This window comes from Saccharothrix sabaoui, from assembly GCF_051756985.1.
In the GTDB taxonomy this organism is placed as follows: domain Bacteria; phylum Actinomycetota; class Actinomycetes; order Mycobacteriales; family Pseudonocardiaceae; genus Actinosynnema.
This window is the reverse complement of the sequence record NZ_JBPKJK010000112.1, coordinates 1-19259: the sequence shown is the minus strand read 5'-3', so window position 1 is coordinate 19259 and position 19259 is coordinate 1. Positions and strand designations below refer to the sequence as shown.

General features: G+C 74.9%; 18 protein-coding genes. 5 read left to right on the top strand and 13 right to left on the bottom strand.

The features are described 5' to 3' along the window. Window positions 1–30 precede the first annotated feature (30 nt). Window positions 31–1071, top strand: coding sequence for a hypothetical protein (locus ACR807_RS28630; RefSeq protein WP_438924546.1), 1041 nt, complete (start codon window positions 31–33; stop codon window positions 1069–1071). Here the strand turns inward: ACR807_RS28630 and ACR807_RS28625 are convergent, their stop codons facing one another. From ACR807_RS28625 to ACR807_RS28615, 3 genes are all read right to left on the bottom strand, one after another. After that, complete coding sequence (locus ACR807_RS28625) at window positions 1072–1812, bottom strand: zf-HC2 domain-containing protein (RefSeq protein ID WP_438924545.1); 741 nt, start codon at window positions 1810–1812, stop codon at window positions 1072–1074. It lies immediately after the preceding gene. Window positions 1813–1826: 14 nt separating this feature from the next. Beyond that, window positions 1827–3014 carry a hypothetical protein gene (locus ACR807_RS28620; RefSeq protein ID WP_438924544.1) on the bottom strand — a complete coding sequence of 396 codons (1188 nt, stop codon included), beginning with the start codon at window positions 3012–3014 and terminating at the stop codon, window positions 1827–1829. Window positions 3015–3114: 100 nt separating this feature from the next. Further along, window positions 3115–4272, bottom strand: a complete 1158-nt coding sequence (locus ACR807_RS28615; RefSeq protein WP_438924543.1) for a hypothetical protein — start codon at window positions 4270–4272, stop codon at window positions 3115–3117. Between the two features lie 194 nt (window positions 4273–4466). On the opposite strand from ACR807_RS28615, the gene ACR807_RS28610 reads away from it, so the two are divergent. Further along, complete coding sequence (locus tag ACR807_RS28610; protein ID WP_438924542.1) at window positions 4467–4655, top strand: hypothetical protein; 189 nt, start codon at window positions 4467–4469, stop codon at window positions 4653–4655. A gap of 146 nt (window positions 4656–4801) precedes the next feature. Next, a complete protein-coding gene (locus tag ACR807_RS28605; protein WP_438924541.1) occupies window positions 4802–8026 on the top strand; it encodes a S8 family serine peptidase in 3225 nt (1074 codons plus the stop codon). Window positions 8027–8057: 31 nt separating this feature from the next. On the opposite strand, the gene ACR807_RS28600 is transcribed toward ACR807_RS28605, so the two are convergent. The 7 genes from ACR807_RS28600 to ACR807_RS28570 all read right to left on the bottom strand — a co-directional run bounded on the left by ACR807_RS28600 (window position 8058) and on the right by ACR807_RS28570 (window position 14641). Further along, on the bottom strand, window positions 8058–8651 hold the full coding sequence (locus ACR807_RS28600) for an HD domain-containing protein (RefSeq protein WP_438924540.1): 594 nt from the start codon (window positions 8649–8651) through the stop codon (window positions 8058–8060). A gap of 115 nt (window positions 8652–8766) precedes the next feature. Beyond that, window positions 8767–9843 carry a GDSL-type esterase/lipase family protein gene (locus ACR807_RS28595; protein ID WP_438924539.1) on the bottom strand — a complete coding sequence of 359 codons (1077 nt, stop codon included), beginning with the start codon at window positions 9841–9843 and terminating at the stop codon, window positions 8767–8769. 103 nt (window positions 9844–9946) lie between these two features. Further along, on the bottom strand, window positions 9947–10654 hold the full coding sequence (locus ACR807_RS28590; protein WP_438924538.1) for a class I SAM-dependent methyltransferase: 708 nt from the start codon (window positions 10652–10654) through the stop codon (window positions 9947–9949). A gap of 57 nt (window positions 10655–10711) precedes the next feature. Beyond that, a complete protein-coding gene (locus ACR807_RS28585) occupies window positions 10712–11476 on the bottom strand; it encodes a GAF and ANTAR domain-containing protein (RefSeq protein ID WP_438924537.1) in 765 nt (254 codons plus the stop codon). A gap of 119 nt (window positions 11477–11595) precedes the next feature. Then, window positions 11596–12051: a nuclear transport factor 2 family protein gene (locus ACR807_RS28580; protein WP_438924536.1), complete on the bottom strand. Its 456-nt coding sequence runs from the start codon at window positions 12049–12051 to the stop codon at window positions 11596–11598. Window positions 12052–12062: 11 nt separating this feature from the next. Next, on the bottom strand, window positions 12063–14069 hold the full coding sequence (locus tag ACR807_RS28575; RefSeq protein WP_438924535.1) for an oxidoreductase: 2007 nt from the start codon (window positions 14067–14069) through the stop codon (window positions 12063–12065). Next, complete coding sequence (locus ACR807_RS28570) at window positions 14066–14641, bottom strand: PadR family transcriptional regulator (RefSeq protein WP_438924534.1); 576 nt, start codon at window positions 14639–14641, stop codon at window positions 14066–14068. Before ACR807_RS28570 ends, ACR807_RS28575 begins: the two co-directional genes overlap by 4 nt. Before the next feature lie 67 nt (window positions 14642–14708). Here ACR807_RS28570 and ACR807_RS28565 point away from each other — a divergent pair, with 67 nt between their 5' ends. Continuing rightward, window positions 14709–15548 carry a PhzF family phenazine biosynthesis protein gene (locus ACR807_RS28565; RefSeq protein WP_438924533.1) on the top strand — a complete coding sequence of 280 codons (840 nt, stop codon included), beginning with the start codon at window positions 14709–14711 and terminating at the stop codon, window positions 15546–15548. Here the strand turns inward: ACR807_RS28565 and ACR807_RS28560 are convergent. Beyond that, window positions 15545–16297, bottom strand: coding sequence for a TetR/AcrR family transcriptional regulator (locus ACR807_RS28560; RefSeq protein ID WP_438924532.1), 753 nt, complete (start codon window positions 16295–16297; stop codon window positions 15545–15547). The two genes, ACR807_RS28565 and ACR807_RS28560, sit on opposite strands and share 4 nt — an antisense overlap. A 98-nt stretch (window positions 16298–16395) precedes the next feature. Here ACR807_RS28560 and ACR807_RS28555 point away from each other — a divergent pair, with 98 nt between their 5' ends. Then, a complete protein-coding gene (locus tag ACR807_RS28555) occupies window positions 16396–16800 on the top strand; it encodes a VOC family protein (protein WP_438924531.1) in 405 nt (134 codons plus the stop codon). Window positions 16801–16881: 81 nt separating this feature from the next. Here ACR807_RS28555 and ACR807_RS28550 read toward each other — a convergent pair whose 3' ends face one another. Both ACR807_RS28550 and ACR807_RS28545 read right to left on the bottom strand, forming a co-directional pair. Next, on the bottom strand, window positions 16882–18180 hold the full coding sequence (locus tag ACR807_RS28550; protein ID WP_438924530.1) for a M28 family peptidase: 1299 nt from the start codon (window positions 18178–18180) through the stop codon (window positions 16882–16884). A 137-nt stretch (window positions 18181–18317) separates the two neighbouring features. Next, window positions 18318–19259, bottom strand: a 942-nt coding sequence (locus ACR807_RS28545) for a DNA polymerase domain-containing protein (protein WP_438924529.1), incomplete at its 5' end; no start/stop codon positions are given.

The following is a 19259-nucleotide window of genomic DNA, read 5'->3' as shown; positions in this document are numbered from 1 at the left end:
CTGGCCGGCCCGGTGGCCTACGGTCCCGGGGTGACGTCGTCGCGCAGGATCAGGATCTTCGTCTCCTCGCCGGGGGACGTGCAGGACGAACGCGAGCAGTGCGGCCGGGTGGTAGAGGAGTTGAACGCCGTCCTGGGCCTCCTGGTGGTCGACCGGGAGATCCGGTTGGAACTGATCCGCTGGGAGACCCACACCCACCCCGACCTGGCGGGCCACCCGCAAGGCGTGGTGGACGAGCAGCTCGGTACCGAGTTCGACCTTTTCATCGGCATGATGTGGAGTCGGTTCGGCACGCCGACCTGGAGCGCCGGATCGGGCACGGAGCACGAGTTTCGGGCCGCCCACACGGGGTGGCGGGCCCGTCGCCGACCCGCGCACATCCTGTTCTACTTCTGCGAGGCGCCGGTCGACGGCCCCGACGAGGCGCAGTGGGCCGCCGTCCGCGCGTTCAGGCGTGAACTGGAGCAGCTCGGCCTGGTCGGCGTCTACGACGACCGCGCCCGGTTCGCGGACAAGCTGCGCCTCGACTTGGTCCACGTGCTCGGCAGGATGCTGCGCGGCACGTCCGCGCCCGCCGCAGTCGTGTTGCCCGCGAACCTCGCCGTCGCCCGTGAGCTGGTGGCCTCGGTGGCGGCGGAGTACGACCGGGTGCGCGCGACCATGCCCGGTGGTTCGGCGCGCACCGTGCGCATGGAGGTGATCGCCTCCACCCTGCGGACGATGGCGCGATCGACGTTCCCGCTGCTCGCCGAGCTGACGACGGCCAGTGACTCGGGCGGCAGGAGGTTGGCCGCCGCCTGTGCGCTCCAGGTGGTGCCCGACGTTCGGCACGTGGCGTGGCTGGCCCGGCGCTTCGGCGGTGACCAGCCGTTCATCGCCTACCACGCCGGTATCGCGCTCGCGACCGCGGCGCGGGAGCTGCCGGCGGCCGACCTCGACGCCGTGTCGGCGGCCCTGACCGAGGTGGAGGACCTGGTCTCGGGGTTGCGGCCCGGTACCGACCGGGCCGCGGTGGCCGCCGTCGCCCGTCAGGAGCTCGACCTCCGGCGGTCGTTCGGGGAGCGGGGTTGATCAGGCGGCCCGGTGGTGGCTGACCGGCCTCAGGCGCGGGTGGTGCGGTGGGTCCGGGTCGGCGCGCGGGGTGGCGGGGGCGGCCCCGTCGGTCGGAGTCGCGGTCGGGAGCGGGGTCGTGCTGTCGGTGCCGTCCGGGCGGCGGTGGGTGCGGTGGACCAGCAGGAGCAGGGCGAGGCCCAGGACGAGGATGGCGTGCGACGTCACGCGGGTCGCGGTGGCCTGGCCGGTGATCAGGTCGCGGGTGGAGAAGGCGGCCAGGACGGCGACGAACGCGGCCACCACGGGGAGCAGGCCGATGGCCGCGCGGGGGCGCAGGGCCGCCCACAGCAGGCCCAGGCCCAGCGCCAGGTTCCACGCGGTGCTCTCGTTGAACAGGTGGACGCCCGTCGAGTCGTGGATGCCGTGGCCCGCCGCCCGGGCCGCCGCGGTGCTCGTGCCCAGCACCTGCGCCAGGCCCAGGGTCAGCTGCGCGACCGCGACGCCGGCCAGGGCGGCGCGCGGGTACCAGCCCCTCGTGCGCACGACCGGGGGCGCGGCGGCCACGACGGCGTCCACGAGGTCGGGCGTGGCCGTCGCCGGGCGCAGGCGCAGCGACCTGGTCAGGGCCGCGGCGCGGTCCTGCCACGCCCGGCACGCCGCGCAGCCCGCCAGGTGCGCGTCGGTCTCGGCGGCGGGCGCCGGCTCCGCCTCCCCGTCCAGGCGGGCGGACAGGGCTTCGCGGCAGGTGTCGCAGTCCACGACGACATTGTCGGCTACCCGGCGTCGGAAGTTCCCGACGTCGCCGCGGACCGCGGGTCGTGCAGGTCCGGCGCGCCGGACGGCAGCGTCCACCGGACCGGCTTGGCCCCGCCGCCCGCCGTGGTGCTCTCGCCCACCACGACGCCCCGGTCGTTGAGCGCGATCGGGAAGGCGGCCGTGCCGCCCAGCGGCGCCAACCAGGTCACCCGCCCCGCCCGCCAGTGGAACGCCCTGGTCGACGAGCCGTCCGCCGCCGACGTCCAGCCGACGACGTCGCCGCGCTCGTTGACCGCCACCGCCTCGGACGGGCCGGGCACGCCCAGGTCCACCGGCTTGCCCCCGGCGGGCCACAGCACGGCGCGCCGCACGCCGTCCACCACCGACCAGCCCACCGCGTCGCCGCGCTCGTTCAACGCCTGCTCACCGTGCGCCACCCGGCCGTCGGCGGACAGCACGGTCACCGCGTCGCCCTCCCAGCGCAGCGCCACCGTGCCCCGGCTGCCGACGATCGCGCCCGCCTCGTTCACCGCCTCCACCGAGTACGCGCCGTAGCCCTCGGCGTCGGCCAGGCGCGTGCACGTCGTGCCGACGCAGCGGAACGCGGAGAAGTCGGCGCCGGACGGCAGGGTGCGCGACCCGGCGACCACGCCGGCGTCGTTGATCGCGCTCAGCGACAGGTGCGGCCCGGACATCGGCAGCACCACGTGCACGCCGCCGCGCCACACCGCCGCCCGCTCCTGGTGGTACCCGTACGGGGAGGTCGAGTACGTCATCGGCACGTCGCCGTGCGCGTTGATCGCGGAGGTGATCACCCACCCGGAGCCGGGCGGCGTGATGTCGGTGCCGCCGCCCGCGAACCAGATCCGCGGGTGCTGCGCGTACGGCCCGAGGTCCCGCCTGGCCCGCATGCCGACGACCTGGCCGCGCTGGTTCACCCCGGTGGGCAGGCCCGGCCCCAGGTCGGTGATCGCGCCGCCCGGCGACCACTGCACGGCGCGCACCGGGCCGTCGCCCTCGGCCTGGCCGACGACCTGGCCCAGGTCGTTGACGGCGGTGGCGCGGTGCGAGGGCTGACCGGGCAGGCCGGGCAGTTCGACGGCGGCGACGGTGGTGGGTGCGGCGGGTGCGGGGGCCGCGGCGGTGATCAGGGGGAGGGCGGTCACCAGGGCCAGGACGGTGGCGGACGCGCGTGACGGGGGCATGGTCGCTCCAGTGCGGAAAGCCGGGTGCGGGAGGGGGGTGCGGGAGGCGGGTGCGGGAAGGCCGAGCGGAGGAGAGGAGGGCGGAAGCGGGAGAAGGGGGTCAGCGGATCGGCGCGGTCGCGACCGGGGTCCAGCGCACCGCCTTGAGCGTTCCGTCCGCCGCGGTGCTCTCGCCGACCACGACGCCCCGCTCGTTGATCGCCACCGGCAGGCTGTGCGCGCCGCCGAGCGACCCCAGGTAGGTGACCCGCCCGTCTCGCCACAGGAACGCCCGGGGCGCGTCCGGGTCGTCGGCCGACGTCCAGCCGACGACGTCGCCGCGCTCGTTGACCGCGACCGCCTCCGCCGGGCCGGGCACCCCGAGCACGACCGGCTTGCCGTCGCCGGGCCACAGCACGGCGCGGCTGACGCCGTCCACGACCGACCAGCCCACCGCGTCGCCGCGCTCGTTGAGCGCCTGCGGACCGGCGGCCACGCCGCCCTCCTCGGCCAGCACGGTCACCGCGTCGCCCGCCCAGCGCAGGGCGCGCGGGTAGCGGTTGCCGACGACCACGCCGGCCTCGTTGACCGACTCCACCGAGTACGAGCCGGTGCCGGGCGCGGCGGCCAGCGGCGCGCACGAGGAGGTCGTCGCGCAGCGGAACGCGTACGGCTCCCCGGCCACCGGTGTCCTGGTCCCGACGACGACGCCCGCGTCGTTCACCGCGTCCAGCGACAGGTGGGCGCCGGGCAGCGGCAGCGGCACGTGCTGCCCGTTCCGCCACACCGCCGCCCGCTCCTGGTGGTGGCTCGCCGGCGAGGGGGAGTACGTCATCGGCACCGCGCCGTGGTTGTTGATCGACTGCGCGACCACCCAGCCCGCGCCCGGCGGCGTCAGGTCGGTCTCCCGGCCGCCGGACCAGGTCTTCGCCTTCTGCACGTACGGCCCAGCGCCGTTGACGGGCACCGCGCCGAGCACCTGGCCGCGCCGGTTGATCGCGGCGGGCAGGCCCGTGCCGAGGTCGGTGGCCGCGCCGCCCGGCGACCACAGCACGGCGTGCGGCACGCCGTTGCCGTAGGCGGTGCCGACGACCTGGCCGAGGTCGTTGAGGCCGGTCACGCGGTGCGTCGACCAGCCGGGCAGGCCGGGCAGTTCGGCGACCACGACGGAGAGCGGGGCGGGCGCGGCGGCCGGGGCGGCACCGGCCGCCGGCGCGACGACCGGTGACAGCGCGGTCGCCAGCGCGAGCACCGTCGCGGGCACGCGTAACTCGGGCATGGTCGCTCCGTTGCGAGGATGTCCTGGGGTGGCGCTGGATCGATTCGACCGTAGTCCCGGCCCGACCGAGACGGGGTGCGCCGGACAGCGCAAGGCGCTGGGGGAACCGGTGGGGCGCTCGCCCGTCCGGCGGCGGGCGCACCGCCAAGAGCGCTCGATCGTGTCATTGCCGCCCCCACCGGCCACTGCCGATCATGGAAGCCGTGAAGAGCCGGGAGATCCGGATCGCGCTCCCGCCCGGCCTGCCGCACGAGCGCTGCGCCGGGGTCGAGCACGCGGTCACGAGCCTGATGAGCCTGTGGGACATCGACGACGACCGGGTGAGCGTGGTCGACGTCGACGTCGAGGACGGGCCGCCGGCACCGGCACCGGAACCCCGGTGACCTGACCCGCCGCGCGGTTGGGCCGAGCGGGTAGCGCTTTCCCGGTAATGCCAGTACCGGGGCAACGCGGCGTCCCCCTGTGGTGTCTTACTCACCGAGGGCAGTGGCGGTCGGTGAGGTACCGCCACGGTGACGGGGGAGTTCACATGTCCCGCAGGACGAGGGCACCACTGGCGCTCGGGCTGGTCGCGGCGGTCGCGATGACGGCCGCGACCGGCCCGACCGCGTCGGGAGAGCCGCCGGAGCGGACCGGGGAACGATCGACAGGCGCGCGCTTATCGGGGGTGGAGGGCACGGTCACGCTGCTGACCGGCGACGTCGTCGCGGTCCGCGCCGGCCGCGCCGAGGTGCGGCCGGGCAGGGGGCGCGCCGACGTGGCGTTCACCCAGCGCCGCGACGAGCACGGCCACCTGCACGTGCTGCCGACCGACGTGCTGGGCGAGGTGCGGTCCGGTCGCCTGGACGGGCGGCTGTTCGACGTCACCGGCCTGCTCCGGGCCGGCTACGACGATCGCTCGACCGGCGTCACGCCGCTGATCGTGACGTCGAACGGCCCGGCGGTCGCCGGGCAGCCGCTGCCGAGCGTCGGCGGGTACGCGGTGGAGGCGCCGAAGGACGGCGCGTTCTGGGCGGGCGCGCGGGCGGCCGGCATCGCGCGGGTGTGGCTGGACGGGCCGGTCCGGGCCACGCTCGACCGCAGCGTCCCGCAGGTCGGCGCGCCGCGCGCCTGGGAGGCCGGGCACACCGGCCTGGGCGCGCGGGTCGCGGTGCTGGACACCGGCGTCGACCCGACGCACCCCGACCTCGCGGGCGCCGTCGTGGAGTCGCGCAACTTCAGCGACAGCCCCGACACCGACGACCGCGTCGGCCACGGCACGCACGTCGCCGCCACCATCACCGGCGCCGGGACCTACCGGGGCGTGGCACCGGACAGCGCGGTGCTCAACGGCAAGGTGCTCGGCGACCACGGCGGCGGCCGCGAGTCCGACGTCATCGCGGGCATGGAGTGGGCCGCGGCGGCGGGCGCCGACGTGGTCAACATGAGCCTCGGCAGCTCGATGCCGACCGACGGCACGGACCCGATGTCGCAGGCCCTCGACCGGCTCACCTCGACCACCGGGGCGCTGTTCGTGGTCGCGGCGGGCAACAGCGGGCCGTCCGAGCAGACGATCGGCAGCCCGGCGGCGGCGGAGCTGGCGCTCACCGTGGGCGCGGTGGACCGGGAGGACCGGCTCGCCGCGTTCTCCTCGCGCGGACCGCGCTGGTACGACGACGCGATCAAGCCGGACATCACCGCGCCGGGCGTGGACATCGTCGCGGCGAAGGCGGCGAACGGCGACATCGGCACCCCGGTCGGCGACGCGCACGTCGCGCTGTCCGGCACGTCGATGGCGACGCCGCACGTGGCCGGCGCGGCGGCGATCCTCGCCGTCCGGCACCCCGACTGGGGCCCGGCGGAGCTGAAGGCCGTGCTCATGGCGAGCGCCAGGGCCCACCCCGACCTGACCGTCCACGAGCAGGGCGCGGGCCGGGTCGACGTGGCCGCGGCCGTCGAGCAGACCGTGGTGCCGCTGTCCGGGTCGCTGAGCCTGGGCACGACGCGGTGGCCGCACGGCGACGACGCGCCGATCGAGGCGCGGATCGCCTACCGCAACACCGGGACCGCCCCGGTGACCCTGGACGTGACCGCCGACCTGCGCGACCCGGGCGGCAACCCGGCGCCCGCGGGCATGGTCGAGCTGTCGCCGTCGGAGGTCACCGTGCCGGCCGGCGGCGAGGCCCTGGTCCTCGTCAGCGTCCGGACGTCGGTCGAGGGGCCGGACGGGCGCTACGGCGGTGCCGTCGTGGCCACCGGCGCGCCCGCGCCGCTGCGCACACCCGTCGGCGTGACCAAGGAGGTCGAGAGCTACGACGTCGACCTGGTGTTCTTCGACCACACCGGCGCGCCCACCCCCGAGTACTCCTACCGGTTCGTCGACGTGGACCACCGCAGGGCGTACCGCGGCCACGACCCGTCCGGCCGGGTCACCACCCGCCTGCCCAAGGGCACGTTCTTCGCCGACGCGACGATCTACGACCCGGCGACCCGGAACCTGACCCAGTTCAGCGAGCCCGCGTTCATCGTGTCCGGGCCCGGCGAGGTCGTGTTCGACGCGCGCGCCGGCAAGCCCCTCGGGTTGGGCGTGGACGAGCCCGGCGCCGAGACCGGCCGGCAGACCGAGGTGTTCTTCGACCTCACGACCGCCTGGGGCGAGACGGGCACCGGGTACATCGGGTTCCTGCTCGACAACCTGAGGTTCGTGCCGTCCAGGACCTCCGCCCCCGGCGCGGCGAGCTTCAGCGTGAAGGGACTGCTCGCCCGGCCCGACGGCAAGGGCGCGTTCGTCGGCAGCCCGTACCAGTACCACGTGGGGTGGCGGCACGACGGCGGCGTGCCCGACCTGCTCGACCGGGCGTTCCAGCGGCGGGACCTGGTGGAGGTCAGGAGGTCGGCCGCGGCCTCCGCGCCCGGTACGACCGGGTTCTTCGAGCAGATGGCGGGCGGTCCGCTGCCGCTGGCCGTCACCGCGTACTACTCGCCGGGCGTCGACTGGCACGGCGACTTCCTCCAGATGCCCGCCCCGGACGCGTTCCCGCCGCAGAACTACCAGGCGACCGTGCGACCGCGGCGCTTCGCCGCGGGCCGGCCGGCCACCGACAAGTGGAACACCGCCGTGTTCGGGCCGGCGTTCCCGATGAGGTCCCGGTCGTACGAGTGGGCGGGCAGGCTCGGCGACGAGGTCTCGGTCTCGGTGCCGATGTTCACCGACCAGGACCCGAACCACTTCGGGTTCTCGCAGGTCACGACGGGCAGGACGACGCTGCACCGGGACGGCGTGCTGATCGGCGAGACGCCCTACGACGGGTCGGTCTACGGTGCCGTGCCCGCCGGGCGGGGAGTTTTCGCGCTGCGCACCGAGGCCGAGCGGTCCGCCGTGGCCGAGCTGTCCACGCGCGTGACCGCCGACTGGTCGTTCACCTCCGACACCGCGGCGGGGGAGGAGCCGGAGCCGCTGCCGCTGCTGGCCGTGCGGTTCGCGCCCGCGCTCGACCAGCGGAACCGGGCGGCGGCCGGGCGGCCGTTCACGTTCCCGGTGTACGTGCAGCGCAACGGCGCCACCGGGTCCGCCGGGGTGCGCACCGCCGTGCAGGTGTCCTACGACGACGGTGCCACGTGGAAGCCGGTGCCGCTGGTCAAGCTGGGTGAGCGGTGGATCGCCGCGGTCAGGCACCCGGTCGGGGCGGGGTTCGTCTCGCTCAAGGCGCAGGCCCGCGACGACCGGGGCAACTCGGTCGACCAGACGATCATCCGGGCCTACGGCCTGCGGTGACCGTGCCGCCGGACCTGCCCCGACCGCGAGGTCAGGGCAGGTCCAGCGGGTTGCCGGCGACGCGGTCGGCCCAGCCGGTCGCCACCAGTTCCGCCGCCGCGCACCCCGGTTTCCGCTCGGCCTGGTCGTGCACCCGCTTCAGGAACGCCTCCGCGAACCCCAGTCGCGGGTAGCGGTCCAGCACCTCGGCCCGGAACCCCGGCGCGAACCGGTCCAGGCCGCGCCCCGACACGTCGGCGCTCACCGCGACCTGGAGCAGGTGGGCCTCCGGGTCGTCCTCGGCGGGCACGTCGTCGCGCATGTGCAGCACGATCACCTCGGCCAGCCGGTCCCGCCGGACCCGACCCCACCCCGCGCCGGCGGCGAAGACGCGGGCCACCCGCGCGCCCGCCTCCTCGAACGGCAGGGTGTGGCTGTCGAACGGCGCGGCCAGGCCCAGGTCGTGCAGCAGCGCCGCCACGTACAGCAGCTCACCGTCGTGCGCGACGTCCTCCCGGGCGGCGTGCGCGGTGGCCCACGAGTAGGCGCGCAACGAGTGGTTCAGCAGCCAGGGCTCACCGTGCTCCTGGACGACCTCCAGCGCCGCGGCGGCGGCCCGGGAGTCGGGCGGGGTGAAGAAGTCCACCCGGCGCAGCCTAGGGCGTGCCGGCGCGCGGTCGCACCGGGTCGGCCCTCGCGGTCGCAGCGGGTCGGCCCTCGCGGCGACCACCCGGGTCGACCGCGCCACGGGGGCGAACCGCTCAGGGGCTCGCGCAGGCCAGGGACGGCGTCGACGCGGTGCCGCGGCCGAGGAGGCCGAACGTCGCCGAGGCGCGGGCCGTCAGGGAACCGTTCCACGGTGCGTTGCGCACCGCCGCCGCCGAACCGCTGGTGGTCGACACCCCGCCCCACACCTGGTCGATCCCCTGACCGGGGGCCAGCGCCCAGCTCACCGTCCAGCCGGTGATCGGCGACGCGCCCGCGGTCACCGCGACCTCGGCCTGGAAGCCGCCCTGCCAGGTGCCGACGGTGCGGTACGAGGCCGTGCACGCACCCGACGGGGGAGCCGTGGTGGTGGTCGTGGTGGTCGTCGTCGTGGGCGGGGAGCCGCCGTCGTCGATGCTGCCCGGGATCGAGCGCAGGGCGTCGTACCAGGCCGTGGCCATCTTGCTGTAGCCGCCCGCGTTGGGGTGCACGCCGTCGGCCAGGTCGGCGGTGGTCAGCGCGCGGTACATGTCGACCAGGTGCACCTTGCGGCCCGCGTCGGCCTTGGCGCGCACGATGCCGGGTACGGCGGCGTTGAACGTGCGCACCCGGTCGTCGTAGGAGGACAGCGGCGTGATCGTGGCGACGAGCAGCACCGCGTCCGGCGACTGGGTGGTGATCTTGTCGATCAACGCCGACAGTCGGTTCGGCGCGCCGGCCGGGTCGCTCCCGTAGATGTCGTTGGTGCCGATGTGCAGCAGGACCGTGCGCGGGGTGTGGGTGCGCAGCCAGGCGACGACGTTGGCGTCGACCTGCGCGATGGTCCAGCCGGAGTGCCCCTCGTGGTCGCGGTCGCCGAGGTTGCCCGGACCGTTGGAGGACGAGCCGACGAAGTCGATCGAGTAGCCGCCGGCGACGAACTTCTGCCACAGGTCGACGCGGTACCCGCCGGGCACGTTGAAGCCGTCCGTGATCGAGTCGCCGAGCGGCATCACGCGCACCGCCGCCGCGGCGGTGACGCCGGACCCGGCCCGCGGCGCGGTCGTGGGCGCGGCGCAGGCGGACGCCGTGACGAGGGCCGCGACGGCCGCGAGCGCGGCGGCGGCGGAGGGGAACCGGGGTGTTCCGGCCATGGGCCTTCCTTCCAGTCGTGGGCTACCGCCCGTCCCCCGACGCTACGGAAAACGCCGCCGGGATCAACGGCTGTTGCGGTGGTGGTCCAGTCGAGACGTCCCGTCAGGGGCGAACGGACGCCACCACGCCCACCGCGGGGAGCAGTCCGGCGGCGATGCCGCGCTCCTCGGCCACCCGGAGCGCCCCCAGGACGGCGGGGGTGCGGTCGGACCCGGTCCAGGTGCCGCCGCGCCCGTTGACCAGGCGCCACAGGACGGGCGTGCCGGCGGTGACCGGTTCGGGCCCCACGCGGCCCAGCGCGTCCAGCACGGCCGAGCCCCGGTGCAGGGAGTCGTGGTCGGCGACCCAGGCGTCGAGCAGGTCGCCGGTGGGCGTCGGGGCGTCCAGGAGCCCGGCGGAGACCAGCACCGCGCGGTGGTCGTGCAGGAAGTGGGCGGCGGCCCGGTCCACCCGCTCCCAGGCGAACTCCTCGACGACGAGGTGCCCGCCGGGGGCGAGCAGGGCGGCGGCGTGGCCCAGCACCTCGTCCAGGTCGTCGGCGTGGTGCAGGGACCGGGTGAACAGCACGACGTCGTACTCGCCGGAGACCTCGCGGACGTCGGCGTGGACGACGCGCACCCCGCGTTCCCGGGCGGCGTGGACCGCCTCGGCGTCGCGGTCCACGCCGGTGACGTCGTGGCCCAGCCCGGCCAGGGCGGCGGCGAGCGCGCCGCGACCGCAACCGGCTTCGAGGACGCGGGCGGGGGACGACGGCAGCAGCGGCGCGAGGTGGGCCAGGGTGTGCGGGACGGCGAGGTCGGTCGGGTCCATCCGGCCGACGGTAAAGCGTGCGCGCCGTGCGGGCGAAGGGTTATCGGGCGCACCGGCTCACCCGGAGTACCGGGGCGCGGGGTCGATGCGGTGCCGCGCCAGCGCGTCGTGCAGTTCGCCGCGCTCGTGCGCGGACACCAGCTCGGCGGCCACGTCGCGCAGCTTGCGGTTGGCGTGCTGGGACGCCCGGCGCAGCAGCGCGAAGCTCGTGGCGGTGTCGTGGGAGAAGTGGTGCATCAGCAGGCCCTGGGCCAGGCCGATGGTGTGCCGGGTGCCCAGCGCGGTGGTCAGGTGCCCGATCATCTGCTTGCTGTGGTGCAGGACCTGGATGTTGTCGAGCACGATCCCGGTGTGGAGGGTGACCAGCAGGACGAGGTCGTAGGCGTGGTCGTCGAACCGGTGCGGCGCGCGGGACAGCAGGGCGACGGCCGCGGCGGGGGAGCGCTCGGTGGGCACGGGCAGCACCAGGCAGCTGCGGAAGCCGTTGAGCGCGAGCCGGGAGGCGAACAGCGGCCAGCGCCGGTCCTCCCGGGTGTCCTCCAGGCGGCGCGGTTCCCCGTACCGCAGCACCTCGGCGACCGGGCCGTGGTGCTCGGCGTCGTCGCGGTCGGCCGCGTCGAGCGGACGGCCGGTCGACGTGACGAGTTCCACCCCGTCCTCGCGGCTGACCGCGATGAACGCGAGGTCGCACCCCGGGACGGCGTGGACCAGGTGCTGGACGAACCGGTGCGCGGTCGCCTCGTAGTCCTCCTCGTCCAGCAGGCGGGACATCTCGGCAAGACCCGAGGCGAGTCGGAGGAAAGCGCTCTGGTCGCCCGTCATCGGTGCACCCCCTCGCGAACGGGGCCCCCGCGGGACCGGCGCGGCGGGAGCCGGTTGCCGCTCGGGATGCTGCGCTGCTGAACACCCGCCGACGCTGCACGATAGCGCACGGGACGCGGTCAGCGCGGGTCCGGGTCCTGCGCGCCCGTCCCCCCGTCGACCTCCTCCCGCGGCACCACGCCGTCGGCCACGAGGCCCGCCAGGATCGCCCGGCCCACGGCGGTCAGGGCGGACTGCGGCCGGATCATCACGGTGATCGCGCCGATCCGGCCCGCGTCGTCGAGTTCGAGCAGGTCGATCCCCTCGACCTGCTTGCCCTCCACGAGGGTGCGGAAGTGCAGGACGTGGCCGGTCGGCCCGTCGTACTGCCCGACATAGCGGAAGTCCACGAAGGTGCGCTGGAGCACGCGGAACAGCGCGCGCACCGCGTCGATCCCCTCGAACGGCCGGAACTTCACCGGGCTGTGCAGCACGACGTCGTCGGCGAACAGCTCGGTGGCGCCGACGACGTCGCCCGACTCGACGCGCGCCTTGAACTCCAGTGCGGCGTTCACGGTTTCCCTCTCCGCGTTCACGGTTCTCCTCATCAGACGGTGGCCGCGAGACGCGTGCCCTGGTCGATGGCGCGCTTCGCGTCCAGTTCCGCGGCGACGTCCGCGCCGCCGATGACGTGCGTGACGACCCCGCGCGCGGCGAGGTCGTCGACCAGGTCGCGCACCGGCTCCTGGCCCGCGCACAGCACGACGGTGTCCACCGCCAGCACGCGCGGGTCGCGCCGGTCCGGCCCGAACGTGATGTGCAGGCCCTCGTCGTCGATGCGCTCGTAGTTGACGCCGGTCAGCTCCTCCACGCCCTTGGCCCTCAGCGCCGCGCGGTGCACCCAGCCCGTCGTCCGGCCCAGGCCCTTGCCGATGCGGGAGGTCTTGCGCTGCAACAGGTGCACCTGCCGCGCGGGCGGCGCGGGCACGGGCGCGGTGACCCCGCCCCGGTGCTCGGCCGGGTCGGCGACGCCCCACTCGGCGCGCCACCCGTCCAGGTCCACCGGGGTGTGGGTGAGGAACTCGCTCACGTCGACGCCGATGCCGCCCGCGCCGATCACCGCGACCCGGGGGCCGACCTCGGCGCCGTGCCGCACGACGTCCACGTAGGACAGCGCCCGCTCGACGCCGGGGATCGCCGGCACGCGCGGCGCGACGCCGGTGGCGAGCACGACCTCGTCGAAGCCGGTCAGGTCGTCGGCGGTGGCGCGCCGGCCCAGGTGCAGCTTCACCCCGGTCAGCTCGACGCGCCGCCGGTAGTAGCGGATCGTCTCGGCGAACTCCTCCTTGCCGGGGATGCGCCGGGCGATGGCGAACTGGCCGCCGATGTCGTCCTCGGCCTCGAACAGCTCCACCGCGTGCCCGCGCTCGGCCAGCGACGTGGCCGCGGCCAGGCCCGCCGGACCCGCGCCCACCACCGCGACCCGCTTCACCCGCCGCGCCGGGGACAGCACGAGCGTGGTCTCGTTGCCCGCGCGCGGGTTGACCAGGCAGGTGGCCTTCTTCAGCGAGAAGGTGTGGTCCAGGCACGCCTGGTTGCACGCGATGCAGGTGTTGATCTCGTCCGCGCGCCCCTCGGCGGCCTTGCGCACCCAGTCCGGGTCGGCCAGGAACGGTCGCGCCATCGACACCAGGTCGGCGTCGCCGCGCGCCAGGACCTCCTCGGCGACCTGCGGCATGTTGATCCGGTTGGACGTGACGACGGGGACGCCGACGTGCGGCCTGAGCCGCGCGGTGACGCCAGCGAACGCGGCGCGCGGCACGGACGTGACGATGGTCGGCACGCGGGCCTCGTGCCAGCCGATGCCGGTGTTGATGATCGTCGCGCCCGCCGCCTCGACCTCCTGCCCGAGCGCGACCACCTCGTCCCAGGTCTGCCCGTCCTCGACGAGGTCGAGCAGGGACAGCCGGTAGACGATGACGAAATCGGGCCCGGCGGCCTCGCGGCAGCGGCGCACGACCTCCACGGCGACGCGGCGGCGGTTCTCCGGCGTGCCGCCCCACCGGTCGGTGCGCTTGTTGGTGCGGGGCGCGAGGAACTGGTTGATGAAGTAGCCCTCGGAGCCCATGACCTCGATGCCGTCGTACCCGGCCTCGCGCGCCAGGGCGGTGGCGCGGGCGAACGCGTCGACCTGGCGCCGCACGCCCCGGTCGCCCAGCGCGCGGGGCCGGAACTTCGAGATCGGCGCCTTGACCGCGGACGCGGACACGCTGAACGGGTGGTAGGCGTAGCGGCCCGCGTGCAGCAGCTGGAGGGCGATCTTCCCGCCGTTCTCGTGCACGGCCTGCGTGATCGCGCGGTGGTTCCGGGCCTCGCCGCGCGTGGTGAGCTTGGAGGCGAACGGGTAGAGCGAGCCCACCCGGTTCGGCGCGAAGCCGCCGGTCACCATCAGCCCGACGCCGCCGCGCGCCCGTTCGGCGAAGTAGGCGGCGAGCGCGTCGAAGTCCTTGGCGCGGTCCTCGTTGCCGGTGTGCATCGAACCCATGATCACCCGGTTGGGCAGCGTCGTGAAGCCCAGGTCCAGTGGCGACAGCAGGGTCGGGTACTCGGTCATCGCCGGTCGTCCTCTCGCGGTTCGTCGGCGCGGGTCCGGTCGGCGTGCAGCGCGGTGAGCACCTCGTCGCACCACTCGACCAGCCCCTGCTCGGCCCGCACGCCGCCGCGCAGGACCAGGTACTGGTGCAGCCGCCGCCCGGACAGGGCGGCCGGGTCGGGGAAGTCCTTCTTCTCGATGGCGCGGTAGGCGTCGAGCCGTTCCGCGTGCAGGTGGCGGTGCCGCGCCACCTCGTCGGCGAGCGCGGCCACGTCACCCAGCGACGCGCCGCGCACCTTGACCGACAGGTCGTGCCGGAACGTCGCGGGCTCGCCCGGCTCCGCCACCCACCGCCGCAGCTCGCCGTGGCCCGCGTCGGTGATGTCGTAGACCTTCTTGTCCGGGCGGCCGTCCTGGGCGACCTCGTCCACCGCCACCCAGCCGAGGTCCACCATCCGCTTGAGCGTGCGGTAGATCTGCTGGTGGGTGGCGGCCCAGAAGTAGCCGATGGACCGGTCGAAGCGGCGGGCCAGCTCGTAGCCCGAGCCGGAGCGCTCGTCGAGCGAGACCAGGATCGCGTGCTCCAACGCCATGTACCGGACGGTAACCCTGCAACGGGGTGCAGTGCAACCAGTTGCATAAGGAGTAGCGTGGCCGGTCATGGGCACGCACCCGTTCCACCAGGTCGACGTCTTCGGCTCCGCCGCGTACGCGGGCAACCCGCTCGCGGTCGTGCACGGGGCGGACGACCTCACCGACGAGGCCATGCGCCGCTTCGCGGCGTGGACGAACCTGTCCGAGACGACGTTCCTGCTCGCGCCGACCGCGCCCGGCGCGGACTACCGCGTGCGGATCTTCACCACGAGCGGCGAGCTGCCGTTCGCCGGGCACCCCACCCTCGGCTCCGCGTACGCGTGGCTGGCCGCCGGCGGCAACTCGGCCACCCCCGGCGTGGTCGTCCAGGAGTGCGCGGCCGGTCTCGTGCCGGTCCGCGTCGACGGCGACCGGCTGGCGTTCGCCGCGCCACCCCTGACCCGCTACGAACCGGTGGGGGAACCGCTGGTCGCCCGGGTCGCCGCCGGGCTCGGCCTGGACCGCGCCGAGGTCCTGGGCTGCTCCTGGCTCGTCAACGGCCCGCAGTGGATCGGCGTCCGGCTCGCCGACGCGGCCCGCGTCCTCTCCCTCCGCGTCGACCCGACGGACCTGGCCGGCCTCGACATCGGCGTCGTCGGCCCCCACCCGGCCGGCGCGGACGCCGATTTCGAGGTCCGCGCCTTCCTGCCCGGTGACGGCGCCGTGCCCGAGGACCCGGCCACCGGCAGCCTCAACGCGGGCCTCGCGCGCTGGCTCCTCGACGAGGGGGTGGCCCCGCCGTCCTACGTGGCCGCCCAGGGCACGGCCGTCGGCCGCGCGGCGCGCGTCCACGTCGCGCAGGACGGCGACACGCTGTGGGTCGGTGGCGCGGTGCGGCGGGCGATCACCGGGACCGTCGAGGTCTAGCCCGCCGGACTGGTCCCCGGGCCGGTGGCCCGGGAGTCGATCAGGACCGCCAGCCCGTCGAGGATGCGGTCCAGGCCGAACCGCCAGCCGTTGTCGTGCGCCGAACCGCCGCTCGACCGGGCCGCCTCGTGCAGCGCGGGGAAGCGGTCGCCGTGCTCGCGCAGGACCGCGCGCAGGTGCCGGTCGCTCGTCCACGGCTGGGTGCCGGCGGTCGCCGAGGACTGCGTGTTGCGGATGTGGCCGCTGAGCAGGAAGACCGCGTCCATGCGCTCGCCGCCGGACAGGCCGGTGCCCTCCAGCGCGGCCACCGCCGACTCGGTCCAGCCGACCTCGCGCGGGCCGCTGCGGCGGTCTCCCGCCGTGACGGCGGGCAGCCACGGGTGCCGCCGCCACGCCTCCCGCATCAGGTCGGCCCAGCGCACCAGGCGCGCGCGCCAGCCGCCGGGCACGCCGCTCAGGTCGGGCGGTTCGCCCACGGCGGACTCGACCATCACCGCCACCAGCTCGGCCTTGTTCGCCACGTGCCGGTAGAGCGCCATCTTCGTGACGTCCAGCCGTGCGGCCACCTGCTGCATGGACACCGCGCCCATGCCCTCGGCGTCGGCCAGCCCGATGGCCGCGGCGGCGATCCGGTCGACCGTCAGCGCGGGCCTGGTCGGGCGTGCGGGTTTGTCGCGCGTGCCCCACAGCAGGTCCGCGCCCAGGTCGTCGTCGGTCATCGCCCACCGCTCCAGGATCGGGGGTTGCACCCCTCGTCGGACTGTGTCTACCGTACACGCGGTGTCTGGCGGATACACAAGTGTCCCGAAGACACACAAGTGTCCGTCCGCAGTCACGTGGGGGAGTCATGTCCGTCAAGATCTTCGTCAACCTGCCGGTGAGCGACCTGGAGAAGTCGATCGGGTTCTTCGCCGCCCTCGGGTTCGCGCACAACCCGCAGTTCACCAACGAGAACGCCACCTGCGTCGTGTTCGGCGACAGCGTCTACGCGATGCTGCTCACCGAGGGGTACTTCACGACGTTCACCCACAAGCGGATCGCGGACAGCGCCACGACCACCGAGGCGATCCTGACCCTGGGCGTGGAGAGCCGCGAACGGGTCGACGAGATCGCCGACAAGGCGCTGGCCGCCGGTGGCGCGCAGGTCAAGGACCCGCAGGACCACGGCTTCATGTACGGCCGCAGCTTCTTCGACCTCGACGGCCACCACTGGGAGGTCATGTGGATGGACGAGGCCGCCACCCAGGGGTGACCGGACCCTGACCGCGCCCCGACCGCGAACGGGGCACCGGGCCGTGAGGTCCGGTGCCCCGTCCGCCGGGGAGCGGGTGGGTCAGAACTGGAGCGACCAGCCGTTGACGCGCCCGACGTCCGCCGACGCCGCGTCCCGCACGCGGAGCTTCCACGTGCCGTTCGCGACCTCGGCGGAGGCGTCGACGGTGTAGGTGGTGACCAGGTCGTCCCCGCTGTCGCCGCTGGAGCCCTTCACCCGGAACGCCGTGCCGTCCGGCGCGACCAGGTCGATCACCAGGTCACCCCGGTAGGTGTGGGTGATGTCCACGCCCACCGCCAGCGCGGCCGGCGCGTTGCCCGCCACCCCGGACACCGTGATCGGGCTCTCCACCGTGCCCAGGTCCGGGATCGCGAAGTCCGTCGCGTTCTCGAACCGCGGCCCCGGCGGGTTGCCGCCGCCCGTGCCGGCCAGCGTCCACAGCGCGTACGCGATGGCGTCGCTGTTGCGGTCCAGCGCGGTGGCGTCGATGTTGGTCAGCGTGTCGCACGACCGGTGGTAGCAGCGGTCGAACGCGACGCCCGACGAACCGCCCCACTTCTGCGCCTGCGCCGCCGTCTTGGTCACCTCGGCCCCGGTGAACAGGCCGCCGATCGGGATGCCCGCCCGCGCGAACGCCGCGTGGTCGGACCGCCCGCCGACCGAGGTCAGCTCGGTCGGCACGGTGAACGCCGCCTGGAGCGTCTGCTGGAGCGCCAGCGACCCGGTCGGCTGGCCGGAGGCGCTGTAGACGAAGTAACCGGGGTTCGGGGACCCGATCATGTCGAAGTTCAGGTACGCCTTGATCCTCGACCGCTCGGCGGTCGGCAGGTTGTTGACGTAGTGGGTGGAGCCGACCAGGCCCAGCTCCTCCGCGCCCCACCAGCCGAACCGGACGTGCTTCCGCGGCGCGAACGCCTGCCGCGACACGGTCAGCGCGACCTCCAGCAGGCCGGCCGAGCCGGAGCCGTTGTCGTTGATGCCCGGACCGGCGCTGACGCTGTCCAGGTGGCCGCCGAGCATCAGCACGTCGTCCGGGTCGCCGCCCGGCCAGTCGGCGATCAGGTTGTACCCGGTCGCACCGCTGCTGGTGAACTGCTGGACGGACGTGGTGTAGCCGGCCGCGTCGAGCTTGGCCTTGAGGTGGTTGACCGACGCCAGGTACCCGGGCCGGCCGTGCGCCCGGTTGCCGCCGTTGTTCGTGGCGATGGTCTGCAGGTCGTTGAGGTGCGCCTGCACGTTGGCCAACGGGATGTCCGGCGCCGCCAGGGCAGGTGCCTGCGCCGTCGCCGAGGGTGGGCTCAGCAGGGTCGCGGCGAGCAGTAACGCACCCGCCAACGGGGTCGTCCGCTTCAGGGACATGGCTTCCTCCGCAGGGTGTAGGGATGGCCACGGAGAAGCGTGGGGGCCGGCGGGTCGCGGCGGTAGCGACTTTCGTCGTGGCGCGTTCGGCCGCACCCGCCGGCTACCGGCCGCACCCGGCTACCGGCCGCACCCGGCTACCGGCCGCCCTCCGCGCGGGCGCGGGCCGCGCGGCGCTTGCCCTCGTGCATGGCCTGCACCCGGGCCACCGGGATGGTGTGCCCCTCGGCCACGAGGTCGTCGGGCAGCCGCTGCGGCGCGGGCATCCGGTCGTGCCACGGGTCGCCGTCGCCCAGCAGGGCCGCGGCCGTCCGCACGGTGAAGTCGGCGGGGGAGACCGAGGCCAGGTCGTCCCACGCGACCGGGAACGACACGGTCGCGCCGGGCCGCACGCGCGGGCTGTAGGCGGCGGCCACGGTGGCGCCGTGGGCGCGGGTCGAGTCGAGGAACACCTTGCCGTGTCGGTCCTCCTTGATGAACGCCGTCGTGGCGACGCCGGGGTCGAGGCGCTCGGCGCGCACGGCCAGGGCGCGGGTCGCGGCGGCCGCGTCGTCGTCCGTGCCGTCGACCGGCACGAAGACGTGCACCCCCTTGGAGCCGCTGGTCTTCACCACGCCGGTGAGCCCTGCGTCGGCCAGCGCGCGGCGCACCAGGTCGGCGGCGGCGACCACGGCGCCGAAGCCCTCGCCCTCGGGCGGGTCGAGGTCGAGCACGAGGTGCGTGGGCCGGTCGAACGCGCCCGCCGGCCCCAGGGTGACGTGGTACTCGACGGCGCGCTGGTTGGCGAACCACAGGAGGGTGCGGCGGTCGTCGCACACCGCGTACCGGACCTCCCGCCGGGACGTCTCCGCCCACAGCGTCGTGGTGCGCACCCAGTCCGGCGTGTACTTGGGCAGGTTCTTCTGCGTGAACGGCTCCTGCCCGGGGCGCACCCGCACGACGGTCAGCGGTCGCCCGGCGAGCACCGGGACGATGCGGTCGCGCACGGCGTCCAGGTAGTCGACGAGGTCGCCCTTGGTCGCGTCGGCGCCGTCGAACAACGGCTGGTCGAGGTTGGTCAGCGCCACGCCGTCGCGTTC